This window comes from Bacillus horti, assembly GCF_030813115.1.
GTDB classification, from domain to species: domain Bacteria; phylum Bacillota; class Bacilli; order Caldalkalibacillales; family JCM-10596; genus Bacillus_CH; species Bacillus_CH horti.
Genome location: NZ_JAUSTY010000018.1, coordinates 52745 through 69708, shown reverse-complemented (window position 1 = coordinate 69708; position 16964 = coordinate 52745). Strand labels below are relative to the sequence as shown.

The following is a 16964-nucleotide window of genomic DNA, read 5'->3' as shown; positions in this document are numbered from 1 at the left end:
TAAATAGAATTTTGTTACGGAGTGCAATAGACTATTATAGATAAACAAAGAGGACCATAGAGAAATGATGAATAGATATGAGGCTGAATTTAGCAATTTAGTAAAAGCTTTTCGTAAACGACATATGGGAAAAGGGCCAAGTCGCGTATTGACCACCTTCTGTAAAAATTGGGCGATATGTGAAATGGAAGGGAACCTTTCACCAGTAGAAAAATTTATTGCCACAGCCGAACAAGGAAAAGAGATGTTGCGTGCTGCTCGAACTGGAATGGTCAAGGAGATGTACAGGAATAATCGGCCGGTTGAAATGGAAGAACTGCTAGGAGCTAATTTTGTAGATTTGTTTGTAGATATTGATATCGATAAAGACCTAGGGATGTCCATCTTTATTTTTGACCAAGACATCGAGAAGAAATTTAAAGCATAGTGATTGCCGTTGGCACTTGGTAGCGAACCTGCTTAAGACTAACCGCTGTAGACTGTTATCGTTTTTGGAGACGGTAGTATCTTAGCGGTTTTTTATCTCTTTATTTCCATTCAAAATTGGGTGTGGAAACGCTTTAATAGTGGGATTATACGTTATTCTTTATACGTCGTAATAGCACTTATTCTATATTTTTAAAATTAATTTGAGGTGAATATCATGGGTAAAACAAAGCACACAGGACCAACAAAGCTTCCTAGTACACCAGATTCAAAGCTATGGGTTAGTAAAGTTCCGTTTGGATTAGGAAAAATTAAACCCCATCACATTAGAGAAACTATAAAGGTTGCATGGGAAAACAAAGATAATTTACCGTACGCAACACGAATCCTAACACAGGGTGTATGTGATGGCTGTGCGCTTGGTGTTTCTGGCTTATATGATCAAACTCTTAGTGGACCACATATTTGTACGACGAGATTAAACGTACTCCGGCTAAATACTATGCCTGCCATGAAATCTGATGTTCTCCATGCTGATATTGATAAGCTGCGTGCCATGGATAGCACACAGCTTAGAAAGCTTGGGCGTATACCGTACCCGCTAATCCGTGAAAAAGGAGAAAGATCCTTTAGGCGAATCTCTTGGGACGATGCCTTAAATACAATTGCTAATAAAATTAAAAAAATAGATCCTAAACAGCTCGCTTTCTATCTAACGGCCCGTGGTATTACAAACGAATCCTATTATGTGGCAGCCAAAACAGCACGTTTCCTTGGAACGAACCATATTGATAACGCTTCGAGGATTTGTCACTCTCCGTCCAAAACAGCATTAAAGCGTAGTGTTGGAATAGGAGCTTCAAGCTGTAATTACAAGGACTGGATTGGTACAGACGTTTTGGTATTCTGGGGCAGTGTAGCCGCTAATAATCAGCCAGTTTCAACAAAATACATGTATGCAGCTAAAAGAAAAGGCACAAAAATCATTTGTATTAATCCTTATCATGAGCCAGCGATGGATAATTATTGGATACCTTCTGTGGCTGAATCAGCATTGTTTGGGACGAAATTAGCGGATGACTTTTATCAGGTTAATATCGGTGGAGATATAGCCTTTATGAATGGAGTTATGAAGCATTGGTTTGAGATGGAGGAACAGGAGCCTGGATCAGCTTTAGACCATGGATTTATCAAAGAGCATACTAATGGGATAGAGGAGCTAAGAGAGCATATCATGCAGCAGGAGTGGGAGCTCCTTGAAAAGTCCTCTGGTTTAACAAAAGAAAGGATGGGAGAATTCGCCAAGCTTCTGGCGAAGTCTAAGTCTGCTGTTTTTGTTTGGAGCATGGGGCTAACTCAGCATAGATTTGCTACCGACAATATTTCTCAGGTTGCTAATCTTGCTTTATTAAGAGGTTTTCTAGGACGTGAGCATTGTGGGCTAATGCCAATTCGGGGTCATAGTGGTGTGCAGGGCTCGGGTGAAATGGGAGCTGATCCTTTCAGTTTACCGGGTGGTGAATTTAAAGGGGATGACATTCAAAGGATTGAAAAGATCTGGGGCTTTAAGCTTCCTGATTGGCAGGGAGATATTGTTGGTGTCACGCTAGAAAATGCTCTTCTAGAGGATGATCAGCCGAATAAACTAAAGCTGTTCTATACGTCAGGTGGAAACTTCCTAGAAACGATGCCTGATCCAGAATTTATTCATCAATGCTTGGAGAGTGTGGAGCTTCGTGTCCATCAGGATATTATTTTTAATACGTCTACCTTAGTTGATGCTAAGGAAACGGTACTTGTTTTACCAGCCATGACACGCTATGAGCAGCCTGGTGGAGGAACATCAACATCAACTGAACGTATGGTTTATTTTTCACCTGAAATCAAAGGTCCGCGTATGGAGGAGGCTCGTGCTGAATGGGAGATTTATATGGATCTAGCGGCACGTGTAAAGCCAGAGCAAAAGGATTTGATATGGTTTAATAATGCTCATGAGATTCGCCAGGAAATTGCTAAGGCTTCTCCGAATTATGAGGGTATCCAGAATTTGAAGAATCGTGGAGACGTGTTCCAATGGGGAGGAGCATGGTTGTGTGAAGACGGTGAGTGCCCGACACCAGACGGAAGGGGAAATCTACTTCCTATACAACTTCCAGAGCTAAGAAAATCGGAGGGACATTTCTATGTCACAACAAGACGAGGTAAGCAGTTTAACTCGATGGTTTATAGTGACAAGGATCCGTTTAATGCCGCAGATCGCTATGACGTTTTGCTTAGTAAGAAGGACGCTGAATCCTTAAGTATTCAAGAAGGGGATGCGATCGTTGTCTACAATAAATATGGAACCTTCCAGGGGAAAGCAAAGCTTGAAAATGTAAAGGATGGTAATGTTCAAGTTCACTGGCCGGAAGGGAATAATTTAATTCCTAAGGGTGTTTATGAAAAGTATGCCGGGATTCCTGAATACAATACGGCTGTCATTGTGGAAAAGGCGGAGATGTTTCATGCCCAAAAGGATTTGCGTTATGTAGAAAAAAGAATTGAAGAGCTTGAAACCGAGGTGGGATGATTCGATGTCTGAGGATGTCATTACTCGTTGGTCTGCTTATAAGTATGATGGAAGGGAGCGCTCCTCCTTTGAGGATGAAATTGTGCTGGAATACCCTTTTACCGTCCATTTAGATGGTGAAGAATTTGCCACTATGGTTTGTACACCAACGCATGTTCAGGACCTGATTGTCGGCTTTTTAGCGTCAGAGGGCATTATCCAGTCCTACGGGGATATCGAATCCCTATCTATTGACAAAACAGCTGGATTTGCCTATATTGAGTTACAAAACAAGAGAAACGTAAACAAAACAATGGTTTCAAAAAGAGTGATTGGCTCCTGCTGCGGAAAGAGCAGACAGTTCTATTTCTTAAATGATGCCAAAACAGCAAAAACGATTATGACCAGAAATCAGATATCGGCAGATCAATGTATAGCATTAATGAAGCAATTGCAGCAGAGCTCTGAGGATTTTCAAAAAACGGGTGGATTGCATAATGCTGCGCTAAGTGACGCTTCCAGCCTACTAGTAACAAGGTCGGATATTGGGCGACATAACGCTTTGGATAAAATTTATGGTCATACCCTGCAGCATTCAATAAGTATGAAGGATAAGATTATCGTTTTTAGTGGACGAATTTCCTCAGAGGTAGTGCTAAAGGTTTCTAAAATAGGGGTAGGAATTCTTCTCTCAAAATCGGCTCCGTCTAACCTTGCTCTCGAGCTAGCAGAGGATTTAGGGATTACAACGGTTGGTTTCATCAGAGATCAGAGAATGAATATTTATACTCATCCTGAACGAATCGTGTGCTAAGGAAGTGACGAAATGACGATGAACAGCGAAGACAAACACAGTACAATGCAACGTGCACATATGGATACTAATCCAAACACAGAAGCAGGCGCTTCAGTTGTAGATCAACTGGGTCGCCCTCTTCGTGATTTGCGAATATCGGTAACAGATCAGTGTAATTTTAGGTGTAGATACTGCATGCCTGAAGAGATTTTCGGAGCAGATTATCCTTTCTTACAGGAAGACAAGTTGTTGAGCTTTGATGAGATTGAGCGTCTAGCTCGACTATTTGTATCTATCGGGGTAAAGAAGCTTAGAATTACCGGAGGAGAGCCACTGCTGAGAAGAAATCTCCCTCAGCTCATTCAACAATTAGCGTCTATTCAAGGAGTAGAGGATATTGCTTTAACGACAAACGGCTCTTTACTGAAAAGACATGCTCATGATCTGAAAAAGGCAGGCTTGCAGCGTGTTGCTGTAAGCTTAGATAGCTTGAATGACAAAACCTTTGGTGCGATCAACGGTAGAGGTTTTAAAACAAAGCCTGTTCTAGAAGGAATTGAGGCGGCTAAGGAAGCAGGCTTACAGGTTAAAGTGAATATGGTTGTACAAAGAGGTGTGAATGACCAGGATATTCTACCTATGGCTCATTACTTTTTCGAAAAAGGACATATTCTAAGATTTATTGAATTTATGGACGTAGGGAATGCGAACAAATGGCGTTTAGATCAGGTTGTGCCAAGCAAAGAGATTCAGGAGATGATTCATAAGGAGCTTCCACTTGAGCCACTTGAGTCCAATTATACTGGTGAGGTGGCCAAACGCTATCGCTACAAAGGGACAGATAAAGAGGTAGGCTTTATTTCCTCTGTCACACAGACCTTTTGCTCTACATGCACAAGAGCAAGAATATCTGCTGACGGCACGTTATATACCTGTCTATTTGCAAGTCAAGGAACAGATTTGCGTGAACAGCTTCGAAGCGACACGTCTGATCAAAAGCTGATCAGCTTCATTCAAACAACTTGGAATAAACGAGAAGACCGCTACTCAGAGCTTCGTTCAAATGATACAATAAAGAAAGATAGAAAAGTAGAGATGTCACACATCGGTGGCTAAACAATCAAAAGTTTGAAGGTGGAGCGGTTGAAGGAACTTTTAGAACAAAAGGAACAGTTACGTACAAGGACATTGCTCTTGTTCTTTATTCCATTGGGCTTTTCGGCAAGCTTAGTCACATTGTCTCATGTGATTATCAATAGTACTTTAGCTAGATCAGAGCAGGCAGAGTTTGTGATTGCCTGCTATGCGATCGCAATGAGTATCTTTGTATTCACGGAAAAATCGGCTGTTTTGCTCAGACAGACTTGCTCTGCCTTAATTAAAGATCAGAAATCCTTTCATAATATGTTTAGAGTGACGGTATATGTCATTCTTCTTTTATTTTTGGTCGCCATGACAATTGCTTATACACCACTAGGTAATTGGATTTATTTGACGTTGTTTGGGGCGGGAAGAGAGATGGTAGAGGAGATTCAGAACACCTACCGTATCCTTCTTTTTGTGACCATATTTTCAGCGTTACGCTGCTTGTATCATGGGATTATCATTTCAAATCGAAAAACCAAATGGCTAACGATTGGGATGGTCATTCGTCTGCTCATCATGTATGCTCTATCCCTTTATTTTCTCAGCACAGGTCAAATTGATGGTCGTACAGGGGCTATTATTTTCCTAGTAGGAATGATTGTGGAATGTGCTATAAGTGCCTGGGAAGGACGGAGGTTAATAAAAGAGCTTCCTAGCGAAAGACCCAATCAGCCTGTTGCTACGCAAAGAAATATTATGATCTTCTATTATCCCCTTGTATTGTCTACTCTTTTTACGGTATTGATTGGACCAAGTATTAATGCTTTTTTAGGGAATCTCTCTGACATGGAGCTGGCTATTGCCTCTTATGCCCTAGCGCTTAGCTTTACACAGCTGGTTCTTAGCTTTTTTTCTTATACTCATCAGATTGTACTTAACTTCTACCGTCAGAATGCAAGAAAGGTTATGCAGTTTAGCTTTGCTCTTGGATTAGTTCCATTTCTTTTGCTTGCCTTACTTTGCTATACCCCTATAGGAGCGTGGGGGCTTGAGCATATACTAGGTTTAAACGAAAGGCTTTTAGAGGCTACCTTGCAATGTATGAAGGTCTTTATGATTATGGCTTTGGTCTTTCCATATCTAGACTTCTGTAACGGATTATTAATGCTAAAAGGGCAGACTAGATTTATGATCGCTTCTCAAGCAACCAATCTTACAGGAACTATTCTCGTATTAATCATTGGTGTGAGCTATTTGTCTGGCTGGTCTGGAAGCATTGGGGCTTTGGCTCAATCCATTGGCTTTTTGGTTGAATTGCTAGTGATTCTTGTATTCTTCTATAAAAATAGAGCAGCGTTAAAACGAAAAAGTGCGCAGCAAAAAGCAATGAATAAAGTTAGACACCCTTAACTCGAATAAAAGTTTTAATTCAGCCTTGATTGGAGCAGCTAGCGTAGTATTTATTGGTTCAGCATTACTTGTAAGCGGTATTCGATTTGACCGAATGCCAAACTTAGAAATTCACCTATTAAATCAAATTGAAGGAGGGATTATGAATGCCGTACGTAAATATTAAAATTACAAATGAGAATGTTACACCAGAAAAAAAAGCTGAGCTTATTAAGGGAGCAACACAATTACTAGTTGATGTATTAGGTAAAAAGCCAAATACAACTGTTGTAGTTATTGATGAAGTAGATACTGATAATTGGGGCGTTGCTGGAGAAACAATAACTGTTAGAAGAAAAAATGGTCAGTAATTTAAATTCTTATTTAATAAAGCAGAAAAGCCGATTTTCCTAATGGAATCGGCTTTTCATTATGATTGTAAAGAAATGCACTTAAACTAACCTGCTTCGTTAGCTTAAGTGCATTTCTTCACAATTTCCTCTATGTTAACATATATATCCAATTTAGTGCTGTAAAAATAGTTCTTAAAACGAAGGGTTAGGCTTTGATATGGATGAACGAAATTGATTGGTTATGATTTATTTTAATTGTTTTTGAAGGATGTTGATTGAAGAATGAAAGGGTTTACTTTATGATAGGGGTATAGAACTATAATCTATTTACATTAAACTGAAGATATCTAAGGAAGTGATACGGTGCTTACACCTGAGAGATATAGAGCGATCATGGAGCTTCTTGAAGCTAAAAAGGTCGTTAAACTGCAAGAAATCATTGATGTTACAGCGGCTTCAGAGTCAACTATCCGAAGAGATTTAAGCTCCTTAGAGAAGGGGAGGAAGCTGAAGCGTGTCCACGGAGGAGCAGCGCTGCTTCAGCAAAAAGGAGAGGAGCCAAGCATTTCAGAAAAAGCTACGAAAAGCCTGCAAGAGAAAGAAGAGATTGCGGCCTATGCCGCAACCCTCATTCACGATGGAGATTGTATCTACTTAGATGCGGGAACAACAGTTTATCAGTTGATCAAATTCATTCAGGCCAAGGGAATTAAAGTGGTAACGAATGGATTAACTCATTTGGAGGTGCTATTAGAGCAAGGAATTGATACGTATGTCGTAGGAGGGTTTGTTAAGCCAAAGACGAGAGCCCTTATTGGCAGTGGAGCGATTGAGACAATCGAAGGCTTTCGCTTTGATAAAAGCTTCATTGGCGTCAATGGCATTCATGAGATGTATGGCTTTACTACTCCTGATCCAGAGGAAGCAAAGGTCAAGAAAACGGTTATGAACATGTCGCAGGCTACTTACGTTCTAGCCGATCACACGAAGTTCCAAGAGGTTACTTTTGCTAGGATTGCAGATATAAATCAAGCTACAATTATAACCAATCAGCTTGAGGAATATCTACAAACTGCTTTATCTTCAAAAACTACAATAAAGGTTGTGACATCATGATTTACACGTGTACGTTAAACCCTTCTATTGATTATGTCATGGAGCTTGATGAAGTAAAGCTAGGTCAATTAAATCGATCTGAAAAAGTAGCGTTTTATCCAGGCGGGAAGGGAATTAATGTCTCAAGGGTTTTAAAAAGGCTAGGATCGGAGAGTGTGGCACTCGGTTATCTTGGAGGATTTACAGGCGAATATATTCGACAGTTTTTAGATCAAGAAGGAATTATGAATCGCTGTATAGAGCTTGAAGGAACAACGAGGATTAATATTAAGCTGAAGGCTAATCAGGAGACTGAAATGAATGGTACAGGACCTCAAATTCCTGAATCTGAGCAATTCAAGCTATTAAGCCAGGTTGGAGAGCTGACTGAAAAAGACATATTAGTTTTAGCTGGTAGTCTGCCTACTTCTGTTCCTAAAGACTTTTATTCAAAGCTAGCGGAGCATTGTTTGAAGCACAATATTCCCTTTGTTTTGGACACATCTGGAATAGCTTTAGCGGATACACTCCGCTATCGTCCGTTTTTGATTAAGCCTAATCAGCATGAGCTTGGAGAACTTGTTGGAGTTCCCATTAAAACATTAGAGGATGCAGCTAAGTATGGGAAGGAAGTCCTCCAAAGAGGTCCAGAATATGTGCTGGTCTCCATTGGTGGATTAGGAGCTGTGTTAGTAGGAAAGGAAATCACGGCCTTCGCTTCTGTGCCACAAGGAGAGGTAATAAACTCAGTAGGTGCAGGTGATTCGATGGTGGCTGGATTTTTATCCGTGTTTGCTAAGGATGGGAATATCCTTGAAGCTTTTAGACAGGGAGTAGCTGCTGGTAGTGCAACAGCTTTTTCACAGGACTTATGTACAGTAGAGAAGGTGCAAGAACTTCTACCTTATGTGGAGGTTCAAGTGAAGGAGTAAAGGTAGAAGCAATGGCTTAGGAAGCCTAATAGGTTTAAAGGCATAAGCATAATAAGCTCAGGAAGTTAATCATCTTGGGAGGTTAGATAATAGAAGAAGCTAAGAGAGGAGAAGGGCAATGAAGATTACTGATTTATTACAAGAATCTACGATTATCCTTGATCTACAATCAAATAGCAAGGAGGAGGTCATCCAAGAGCTTATTGACAAGCTTGATTTTGCAGGTAAGCTTTCAAATCCAGCCAAGTTTAAAGAAGCTATTCTAGCTAGAGAAAAGCAAAGTACAACAGGGATTGGTGAAGGGATAGCGATTCCACACGCTAAAACAGACGCTGTTAAGCATCCGGCTATTGTGTTTGGACGCTCTAGGTCTGGTCTAGATTATGAAGCTTTGGATGGTCAGCCAAGTCACTTGTTTTTTATGATTGCAGCACCAGATGGGGCGAATGAAGCACATTTAGAAACGTTATCTAGATTATCCAGTCTACTTATGAATACCAGCTTTAGAGCTGAGCTAGAAGCAGCAAATAGTGAAAGAGAGATTATTCAAGCGATTAATAAGCAAGAAGAAGTAAGGCTTGAAAAAGAGGAGAAGAACAAAGAGACAAGTTCTCATAATGAGCCTATAGAAAGCGCTTCAAAAGGAACGAATAAAGGGGGATCTGGAGCAAGTAAAAAGAAAATTGTAGCTGTAACGGCGTGTCCAACTGGTATTGCGCATACGTATATGGCAGCCGACGCTTTAAAAGCAAAAGCAGAAGAGCTTGGTATTGAGATCAAAGTACAAACGAACGGATCGGGTGGAGTTAAAAATAGACTGAGTCGTGCAGATATTGAAGAGGCGACTACAATTATTGTAGCTGCCGACACAAAAGTAGATATGGAGGACTTTAAAGGCAAACATGTGCTTGAGGTTCCTGTTTCTAGAGCGATTCGAAATCCCGCCGAGCTTATTGAGAAAGCCCTAAAGCAGGATGCACCTGTATATCAAGGAGGAAGTGAACGGAAGGAAGGGCAGGAAAAGGAGCAGGCTGGTCAACGGAAAGGCTTTTATAAGCATTTGATGAATGGTGTTTCTAATATGCTTCCTTTCGTAGTAGGTGGGGGAATCTTAATTGCCATTTCCTTTATCTTTGGTATTGAGGCGTCTGATCCTTCACATCCTTCTTATCATCCTCTCGCCGAGGCATTAATGACAATTGGTGGTGGAAATGCGTTTGGCTTAATGATCCCTGTACTAGCAGGCTTCATAGCCATGAGTATTGCTGATCGTCCGGGCTTTGCACCAGGAATGGTTGGAGGATTAATGGCTTCGACGGGTGAGGCAGGGTTTTTAGGTGGATTAATTGCAGGATTCCTAGCAGGGTATTTGGTTCTTGGAATAAAGCGTGCCTTCCAAGGGTTACCACAGGCCTTAGAAGGAATTAAACCTGTATTGTTATTCCCTTTATTTGGTATACTGATTACTGGAGCTATAATGCTGTATGTAGTCATTGAACCAGTAAAAGCACTTAATGATATGCTAGAAGGCTGGCTAGGTGGTATGCGTTCAGGTAACCTACTTTTACTTGGGTTAATTTTAGGGGGAATGATGGCTGTAGATATGGGTGGTCCAATTAACAAAGCAGCCTTTACATTCGGTATCGCTATGATTGATGCCGGTCAATTTGCCCCACATGCAGCTATTATGGCCGGAGGGATGGTTCCGCCACTTGGACTAGCGTTAGCAACGACTATGTTTAAAAAGAAATTTACCAAAGCAGAAAGAGAAGCTGGGAAAACAAACTATGTCATGGGAGCCACGTTCATTACAGAAGGAGCTATTCCTTTTGCTGCGGCAGATCCTGGTCGTGTTATTCCTTCTATTATTGTTGGGTCAGCCCTTGCTGGAGGATTAAGCATGCTCTTTAGTATAGGCCTTCCAGCACCGCATGGTGGAGCATTTGTTATTCCGATTGTCGAAGGAAATCCTCTTCTTTACGTTCTAGCTATTTTAATTGGTTCATTGATTACTGCACTAATGGTAGGAATGTTAAAAAAAGAAGTGAAAGCATAGCTTTAAGAGAATGATCATGATATGATTTAAATAGATTAAAATCAATAACGTTGTGTTATCAGGATAGAAATTATGAATATAAAAGGAGATCGAATAGATAATGAAGGAAAAAGTATTTACGATAACGGCTGAAGCTGGTCTTCACGCTAGACCAGCTACTCTACTCGTTCAAGCGGTAGGAAGATATTCAAGTGAAATTCATTTGGAGTATAAGGAACGCTCTGTGAATTTAAAATCGATTATGGGTGTTATGTCTCTTGGTGTCCCTCATAAAGCTGAGATCAAAATTACAGTAGATGGTCATGATGAGGAAGAGGCTATGCAGGGAATTATTGATACGATGAAAAAAGAAGGCCTAGGAGAGTAACCTCCTAATTCTAGAGGATGATAAAACCTTCAAGCCACTACTCTGTGGAGTTGGAGGTTTTTTCTTCATTATCTAAAAATGTTTACGGGCTAGCTAAGTAGGCAAGAAGGTGTAGTCATAGACATATTTTAAAAAATTAGACAACCGTACTTCCTGTCAATCCAAGGCTTACATATAATAGGTCGAGGTGAGAAGGATGAAAAGCAAGGTTAGAAGTCGGAGCATTACAGGTAAGCTTCGTGTTCATCAATATCTAAAATCAGACACTGCCATAAAGCCATATCTTCCTAAGGCTGTTTCTTATAGTCTACCGAATCTACGGAGTATGACACAGCAGTTTGAGAGTGTTTATGTAAAACCTAATGTGGGTTCTCTTGGAAAAGGTATATTTAGGGTACAAAGGAAATCGGATAACTATGAGCTTAAATCTAGTAAGAATGTCCATAAATACTTCTCTACCATTAATCAAGTTCATCGATATATCAATAGTCAGAGTAAGAAAAAGCTATTTATCCAGCAGGGTATCGATTTGGGGAAGGCTAACGGTCAGCCCTTTGATATTCGCTCTATGGTGCAAAGAAAACCTGGTGGTCCATGGACTTTCACGGGTATGGTGGCCAAGATAGGGAAAGTGAATAAAATTGTTACCAATCATTATCAAGGTGGAAAACCGGTACTTATGGATCAATTGTATGATCGGCTTAACCTAATGGAAGAAGGAAGGGAAAAAGCATCGAAGGACATTAAGGATTTATCCTTGAAAATCGCGCATACCTTAAATGCAAAGCATCCAGGAATGTATCAGATGGGCATTGATTTGGCTAGAGAAGCTAACGGAAAACTATGGATATTAGAGGTTAATTCTCGTCATCCGCAATTTTACGCTTTCAAACGTATGGATAGAAAAATGTATAATCGAATGTTTTCATTTGCTAAAAGCATTGGAAGATACAAACCGTAAGCCCTATTCTCACTCTATTCGTTAAGGCTAAAGCAGCAACAGATGAAATAATGGAAGGAACAACATAAAAATGTCTATAGAATCTAGTGATAATCAAGTAGATCGCGATCAAAAGCGTTCTGCTGCAGAACGTTTTTTTACTCACCCTCTAGGAATTGTATGTGCAGCTTCAGGAGCAACCTTACTTTGGGGTAGTGCTTTTCCGATGATAAAACTGAGCTATGACCAGTTAAATATCGGCTCTACGGATATCTTTCATCAGCTTTTATTTGCCGGATATCGCTTTTTCTTAGCTTCTCTGTTGATTATTGGATTTATGCTTTTGCTGCGGAAAAAATTGTCATGGCAGAAAAACAATGGTCGTACCTTACTTATTATTGCTCTGTTCCAAACCTTTTTGCAATACGTGTTTTTCTATATTGGACTAGGGTTCAGCACAGGGGTACAAGGCTCTATTATAGCGGGAACGACCTCTTTTTTTCAAATCATTATTGCTCATTTTATGTATAAAAACGATTACCTTTCTGTTCGTAAGGTGATGGGTATGCTTATTGGCTTTATGGGAGTCATTCTAGTCTCCTCAACTGGTGGTACAATTAAGTTAGCGATAGGTCTAGGTGAAATTCTTCTATTGTTTGCTATGTTTGCTGGAGCCATGGGAAATATACTAGCTAAAAATGCTGCGCAAAAACTAGATATCTTTTATATGACCTGTGTGCAAATGCTCATAGGTTCAACAGGTCTTATTGCCATAGGAGCTTCTCAGGTAGGACTTTTTCCTTTTTCGTTTGATTGGACATCTGGCTTAATCTTATTCTATCTAGCCTTTCTTTCAGCAGCAGGCTTTGTTTTATGGAACACTGTGATGAAATACAATAAGGTCGGCTCCATATCGACATATCTATTTTTAATTCCTGTTTTTGGTGTGTTTCTCTCGTCTCTGCTATTGAATGAGAGAATGCATGGTTATGTCCTAATTTCCTTGTTCTTAGTTATTTTGGGAATTATTATTGTGAATAGAAAAGAAAAAGAAATATCCATAAAATCATAATTCGTATATCATAGTAATGAAGACGATATTTCAACAGGATAATGGATATGGAATAAATGACAATAACAATCTCAGAAGGAGAGGGAAAAATGAGTCAAAAGGTAAGATGGGGAATTTTAAGTACCGCAAATATTGGCAGAAAGCTAGTTATTCCAGCGATTCAGCGTGCCAACAATACCGAGGTTGTAGCCATGGCAAGTCGAGGAGAGCAGGTCTATGAAGCAGCAAAGGAGCTTCAAATTCCTAAGACCTACACGAGCTATGAAGAATTGCTGCTAGACCCTGAAATTGATGCTGTGTACATTCCACTTCCGAATCACTTACATAAAGAATGGGTGTTAAAGGCAGCCGCTTCCAAAAAGCATATCTTAGTTGAAAAGCCTGCCGGATTAACAGCAGCTGAGGTAAAGGAGATGCAGAAAGCCTGTGCTGACAATGGCGTCATCATTATGGAAGCTTTTATGTATCGATTTCATCAGCAGCATGAGGCCGTGCAGAAATGGATTGATGAAGGGAAAATTGGTGATGTGCAAATGATGAGAGCCTCTTTCTCCTTTCAAATGAGAGATCCTGAAAACAACATTCGTATGAAGCCTGAGTTTGGTGGTGGAGCAATGTATGATGTGGGCTGTTATACGATCAACTCCTTCCGTTATTTCCTTGGGGAACCAACAAGTGTAGTGGCAGAAGCTGTTTTTAATGAAAATGGTGTAGACCTTACGGCCCATGGAATTCTTCAATTTTCTTCTAATGTCAAAGGAGTATTTGATACTAGCTTTACAATGAGTGGTAGAAACGAGTATGAAATTATAGGGACTGAAGGGCGTATTCATGTTCCTTATGCCTACCGTCCAGATGCTTATCCAGAGGGTGGAAGCATTCATTTGTACACGGATGAAGGGCAGGAAACTCAGCAGATTGACCATGACCAGTATAGAGCACAGGCAGAGCATATCTCTAAGTGTATATTAGATGGTACTACCCCGATTTACTCCTTAGAAAATACATATTTAAATATGAAAGTGATCGACGCTGTCTATGAATCCATGAGGAAAGGTGTCAGAGTCACTATCTAGAACTGAACAATGCGTAACGTTAGTGAATAGGCTGAATTTGGTGGAATTTGGTTTGCAAAACAGCTATCCTGTAGAGCAAACCTTCCTCCTTGTAGGAACAGATTAGGAACCAAACAGTGTATCATTATAGATAGAAGAGAATAGACTCATGATAAGAAAAAGAGTTCTCAACGGAGAAAGCCTAATCTAGGTGTCTTTGCTTATAGCTTGATCCAGCAAATCATTCGCTTGATCTAAAGGAATCTCTAAAACAAGTATCATTTCACTAACTAAAAAATCTCTTGCATTAGATAACATATTTTGATCCCCTAAAGGAAGGGATTTTTTTGAGCTGATTCGCATCAAATCACGAATGACCTCTGCTCCTTGATGAATATCACCTGTCCTCATTTTATTCATGTTGCTACGAAATCGAAGATTCGAGTTTATAGTAAAATCGGTTTCTCCGTGATTGAATTCTGATAAAACCTGATCAATGGTGCTCCCATTTACTACCTTACGAACGCCTAGCTGATCGATTTTATCCTTAGCCAGCATAATCTTTAACTTCTGAGAGGGAATATCCAGAATAAAATATAGTTGTTTTTCTGATAATAGCTCCTTCTCTTCAATAGCTTTAATCAAACAAGCACCGTGCATAGGATAAAAAATCTTATCTCCAACTTCGAACATACTGGTCACCCCCGTTAGTAGTTTCTTTATCATACCATACTTGTCAGCAAGTACAAAATTTTAATTTTATCAAATAAATTAAGAGATGTAAATATATACTTTCACTTATTTATGTCATAAGAAAAGCTTCTATCGAAGCCCCCTCGAAGAAGTCGTCTAGTCCATCATTAGTGGAAGCTTTTCTTGCCGTCAGAAAGTATAAAATTTGAAGAAAATAGGTTATCAAATTTTATACTTTCTTAAACGTTAAAAAAACACTCATGTAACCTAACACTTGCCTTAATTTCTTCTTTTGAAAGAATACTTTAAAATAAAGAAGGATTGGCACATGGAAGTGTTGAAGGTATTACTGGTGAAGGCTTTGTAAGGATTCTTATCTAGCCTTTTCAAAATAGACTACAGAAATGAGGGATGTACTATGAAATTTGAAGATTATAAATATGAGCGTCCAGATATGGATCAAATTGAAAAGGATTTTATGGCTACTCTAGAACAATTTAAAGCAGCAGATCATGCTGAACAGCAAATGAAGGCCGTTGATGAAATAAATAAGATTCGAAAAACATTTTACACAATGCTACAGCTTTGCTATGCACGACATTCAATCAATGTGAATGACGAGTTTTACAAGAAGGAACAAGAGGTCATGGATGAGATTTCACCTGTGATGTTGAATCTCACATCTAAATTCTATGAAGCACTCGTTGAAGCGAAGTTTCGCAAAGAGCTAGAGGAAAGATGGGGAGCACAGCTTTTCCGTTTAGTTGAAGTACAATTGAAGGCGTTTTCTCCAGAAATTGTTCCCTTGCTACAGGAGGAAAACAAGCTTGTTACGAACTATAACAAGCTTGTTGCATCAGCAAAGGTCAGCTTTAATGGTGGAGAATATACGATTGCTCAGCTCACGCCATTTTTCGAGGATTCGGATCGTGAGGTCAGGAAAAACGCTAACGAGGCCCGTTTCCAGTTCAATGTAGATCATGCTGAAGAATTTGATGGGATCTTTGATCAATTGGTTAAGCTTAGAGCTCAAATGGCAGATAAATTAGGGTTAGATAGCTTTGTAGAGCTAGGCTATTATCGGATGAAGCGGGTTGATTATGATGCAGAAATGGTTAAAAAATTCCGCAAGCAAGTTGAGGAGTACATCGTCCCGATCACAACAAAGCTAAGAAAAAGACAGGCTGAACGTATTGGTGTAGATACGCTAAAGTATTACGATGAGGACTACCATTTCACTAACGGAAACCCTTCACCTAAGGGCTCACCAGAATGGATTATTGAGCAAGGAAAGCAAATGTATAAGGAGCTCTCTCCAGAAACAAATGAGTTCTTTCAATTTATGCTTGATCGAAATTTAATGGATCTAGTAGCTAAAGAAGGTAAGGAATTTGGCGGGTATTGTACATACTTTGCTGATTATGAGTCTCCATTTATCTTCTCTAACTTTAACGGCACAAGCGGAGATATTGATGTGCTAACACATGAGGCTGGACATGCGTTTCAGGTTTATTTAAGCCGTAAGCATGATACAGTTGAATATTTCTTCCCAACGTCTGAGTCTGCTGAAATTCATTCCATGTCCATGGAGTATTTCACATGGCCATGGATGGAAAACTTCTTTAAAGAAGATGCGGAAAAGTACAAATTTGCTCACCTGAGCAATGCGTTATACTTTTTACCATATGGTGTTTCAGTTGATGAGTTTCAGCATTGGGTTTATGAGCATCCTGAGGCAACTCCAGCAGAGCGAAAAGCGGCATGGAGGAATATAGAGAAGAAGTACTCTCCTGACAAGGACTATGATGGCTTTGATTATCTTGAAGCTGGAGGGTTCTGGCAGAAACAAAGACATATTTACGGCTCCCCGTTCTATTATATTGATTATACTTTAGCCCAAATCTGTGCTTTTCAATATTGGGCGTGGATGCATGAGAATAGGGAAGAGGCGTGGGATAGTTATGTAAAGCTTTGTGGTCTTGGTGGCTCGATGTCCTTCACAGAGCTAGTCAAAGAGGCTGGTCTTACATCACCTTTTGAAGATGGCTGTCTTGAAGGATTTGTAAAGCAAATTGATACATGGCTTGATAGCGTAGATGATAAAGCATTACTGAAATAAAGATATAGTTGCATAGCCTACTTAGGGTGGTTTTCTA

General features: G+C 39.8%; 15 protein-coding genes. 14 read left to right on the top strand and 1 reads right to left on the bottom strand.

The features are described 5' to 3' along the window. Positions 1-67 precede the first annotated feature (67 nt). The 13 genes from J2S11_RS17560 to J2S11_RS17500 all read left to right on the top strand — a co-directional run bounded on the left by J2S11_RS17560 (position 68) and on the right by J2S11_RS17500 (position 14136). Entirely contained in the window at positions 68-427 is a 360-nt protein-coding gene (locus J2S11_RS17560; RefSeq protein WP_307396797.1) for a Na-translocating system protein MpsC family protein, read from the top strand. Positions 428-643: 216 nt separating this feature from the next. Then, positions 644-2995, top strand: coding sequence for an FdhF/YdeP family oxidoreductase (locus J2S11_RS17555; protein WP_307396755.1), 2352 nt, complete (start codon positions 644-646; stop codon positions 2993-2995). Positions 2996-2999: 4 nt separating this feature from the next. Beyond that, positions 3000-3788 (top strand): formate dehydrogenase accessory sulfurtransferase FdhD, encoded by a 789-nt coding sequence (fdhD, locus tag J2S11_RS17550; protein WP_307396753.1) that lies wholly within the window; start codon positions 3000-3002, stop codon positions 3786-3788. A gap of 60 nt (positions 3789-3848) precedes the next feature. Beyond that, on the top strand, positions 3849-4886 hold the full coding sequence (moaA, locus tag J2S11_RS17545; RefSeq protein WP_307396795.1) for a GTP 3',8-cyclase MoaA: 1038 nt from the start codon (positions 3849-3851) through the stop codon (positions 4884-4886). Between the two features lie 27 nt (positions 4887-4913). Beyond that, entirely contained in the window at positions 4914-6266 is a 1353-nt protein-coding gene (locus J2S11_RS17540; protein WP_307396751.1) for a multi antimicrobial extrusion protein MatE, read from the top strand. A gap of 146 nt (positions 6267-6412) precedes the next feature. Further along, positions 6413-6616: a tautomerase family protein gene (locus J2S11_RS17535; RefSeq protein ID WP_307396749.1), complete on the top strand. Its 204-nt coding sequence runs from the start codon at positions 6413-6415 to the stop codon at positions 6614-6616. A gap of 345 nt (positions 6617-6961) precedes the next feature. After that, positions 6962-7714: a DeoR/GlpR family DNA-binding transcription regulator gene (locus J2S11_RS17530; protein WP_307396747.1), complete on the top strand. Its 753-nt coding sequence runs from the start codon at positions 6962-6964 to the stop codon at positions 7712-7714. Beyond that, the gene (gene pfkB, locus J2S11_RS17525) at positions 7711-8625 is read left to right on the top strand and encodes a 1-phosphofructokinase (protein WP_307396746.1); all 915 of its coding nucleotides are present in this window, start codon (positions 7711-7713) and stop codon (positions 8623-8625) included. The genes J2S11_RS17530 and pfkB overlap by 4 nt, the downstream gene beginning before the upstream one ends. A gap of 118 nt (positions 8626-8743) precedes the next feature. Continuing rightward, positions 8744-10681, top strand: coding sequence for a PTS fructose transporter subunit IIABC (locus J2S11_RS17520; protein WP_307396744.1), 1938 nt, complete (start codon positions 8744-8746; stop codon positions 10679-10681). A 100-nt stretch (positions 10682-10781) separates the two neighbouring features. Further along, complete coding sequence (locus J2S11_RS17515; RefSeq protein ID WP_307396742.1) at positions 10782-11048, top strand: phosphocarrier protein HPr; 267 nt, start codon at positions 10782-10784, stop codon at positions 11046-11048. Between the two features lie 196 nt (positions 11049-11244). After that, positions 11245-12009 (top strand): YheC/YheD family protein, encoded by a 765-nt coding sequence (locus J2S11_RS17510; protein ID WP_307396740.1) that lies wholly within the window; start codon positions 11245-11247, stop codon positions 12007-12009. A gap of 70 nt (positions 12010-12079) precedes the next feature. Next, the gene (locus J2S11_RS17505) at positions 12080-13060 is read left to right on the top strand and encodes a DMT family transporter (protein ID WP_307396738.1); all 981 of its coding nucleotides are present in this window, start codon (positions 12080-12082) and stop codon (positions 13058-13060) included. Between the two features lie 89 nt (positions 13061-13149). Beyond that, positions 13150-14136: a Gfo/Idh/MocA family protein gene (locus tag J2S11_RS17500; RefSeq protein WP_307396736.1), complete on the top strand. Its 987-nt coding sequence runs from the start codon at positions 13150-13152 to the stop codon at positions 14134-14136. Positions 14137-14322: 186 nt separating this feature from the next. Here the strand turns inward: J2S11_RS17500 and J2S11_RS17495 are convergent, their stop codons facing one another. Next, positions 14323-14808 carry a CarD family transcriptional regulator gene (locus J2S11_RS17495; protein WP_307396734.1) on the bottom strand — a complete coding sequence of 162 codons (486 nt, stop codon included), beginning with the start codon at positions 14806-14808 and terminating at the stop codon, positions 14323-14325. 418 nt (positions 14809-15226) lie between these two features. On the opposite strand from J2S11_RS17495, the gene J2S11_RS17490 reads away from it, so the two are divergent. Beyond that, a complete protein-coding gene (locus J2S11_RS17490; RefSeq protein ID WP_307396733.1) occupies positions 15227-16927 on the top strand; it encodes a M3 family oligoendopeptidase in 1701 nt (566 codons plus the stop codon). Positions 16928-16964 lie beyond the last annotated feature (37 nt).

Bases quoted from the DNA above. Each gene is read 5' to 3' on its own strand.
- J2S11_RS17560 (WP_307396797.1), top strand. From the start codon at position 68: ATGAATAGATATGAGGCTGAATTTAGCAATTTAGTAAAAGCTTTTCGT.
- J2S11_RS17555 (WP_307396755.1), top strand. From the start codon at position 644: ATGGGTAAAACAAAGCACACAGGACCAACAAAGCTTCCTAGTACACCA.
- fdhD (WP_307396753.1), top strand. From the start codon at position 3,000: ATGTCTGAGGATGTCATTACTCGTTGGTCTGCTTATAAGTATGATGGA.
- moaA (WP_307396795.1), top strand. From the start codon at position 3,849: ATGGATACTAATCCAAACACAGAAGCAGGCGCTTCAGTTGTAGATCAA.
- J2S11_RS17535 (WP_307396749.1), top strand. From the start codon at position 6,413: ATGCCGTACGTAAATATTAAAATTACAAATGAGAATGTTACACCAGAA.
- pfkB (WP_307396746.1), top strand. From the start codon at position 7,711: ATGATTTACACGTGTACGTTAAACCCTTCTATTGATTATGTCATGGAG.
- J2S11_RS17520 (WP_307396744.1), top strand. From the start codon at position 8,744: ATGAAGATTACTGATTTATTACAAGAATCTACGATTATCCTTGATCTA.
- J2S11_RS17515 (WP_307396742.1), top strand. From the start codon at position 10,782: ATGAAGGAAAAAGTATTTACGATAACGGCTGAAGCTGGTCTTCACGCT.
- J2S11_RS17510 (WP_307396740.1), top strand. From the start codon at position 11,245: ATGAAAAGCAAGGTTAGAAGTCGGAGCATTACAGGTAAGCTTCGTGTT.
- J2S11_RS17505 (WP_307396738.1), top strand. From the start codon at position 12,080: ATGTCTATAGAATCTAGTGATAATCAAGTAGATCGCGATCAAAAGCGT.
- J2S11_RS17500 (WP_307396736.1), top strand. From the start codon at position 13,150: ATGAGTCAAAAGGTAAGATGGGGAATTTTAAGTACCGCAAATATTGGC.
- J2S11_RS17495 (WP_307396734.1), bottom strand. From the start codon at position 14,808: ATGTTCGAAGTTGGAGATAAGATTTTTTATCCTATGCACGGTGCTTGT.
- J2S11_RS17490 (WP_307396733.1), top strand. From the start codon at position 15,227: ATGAAATTTGAAGATTATAAATATGAGCGTCCAGATATGGATCAAATT.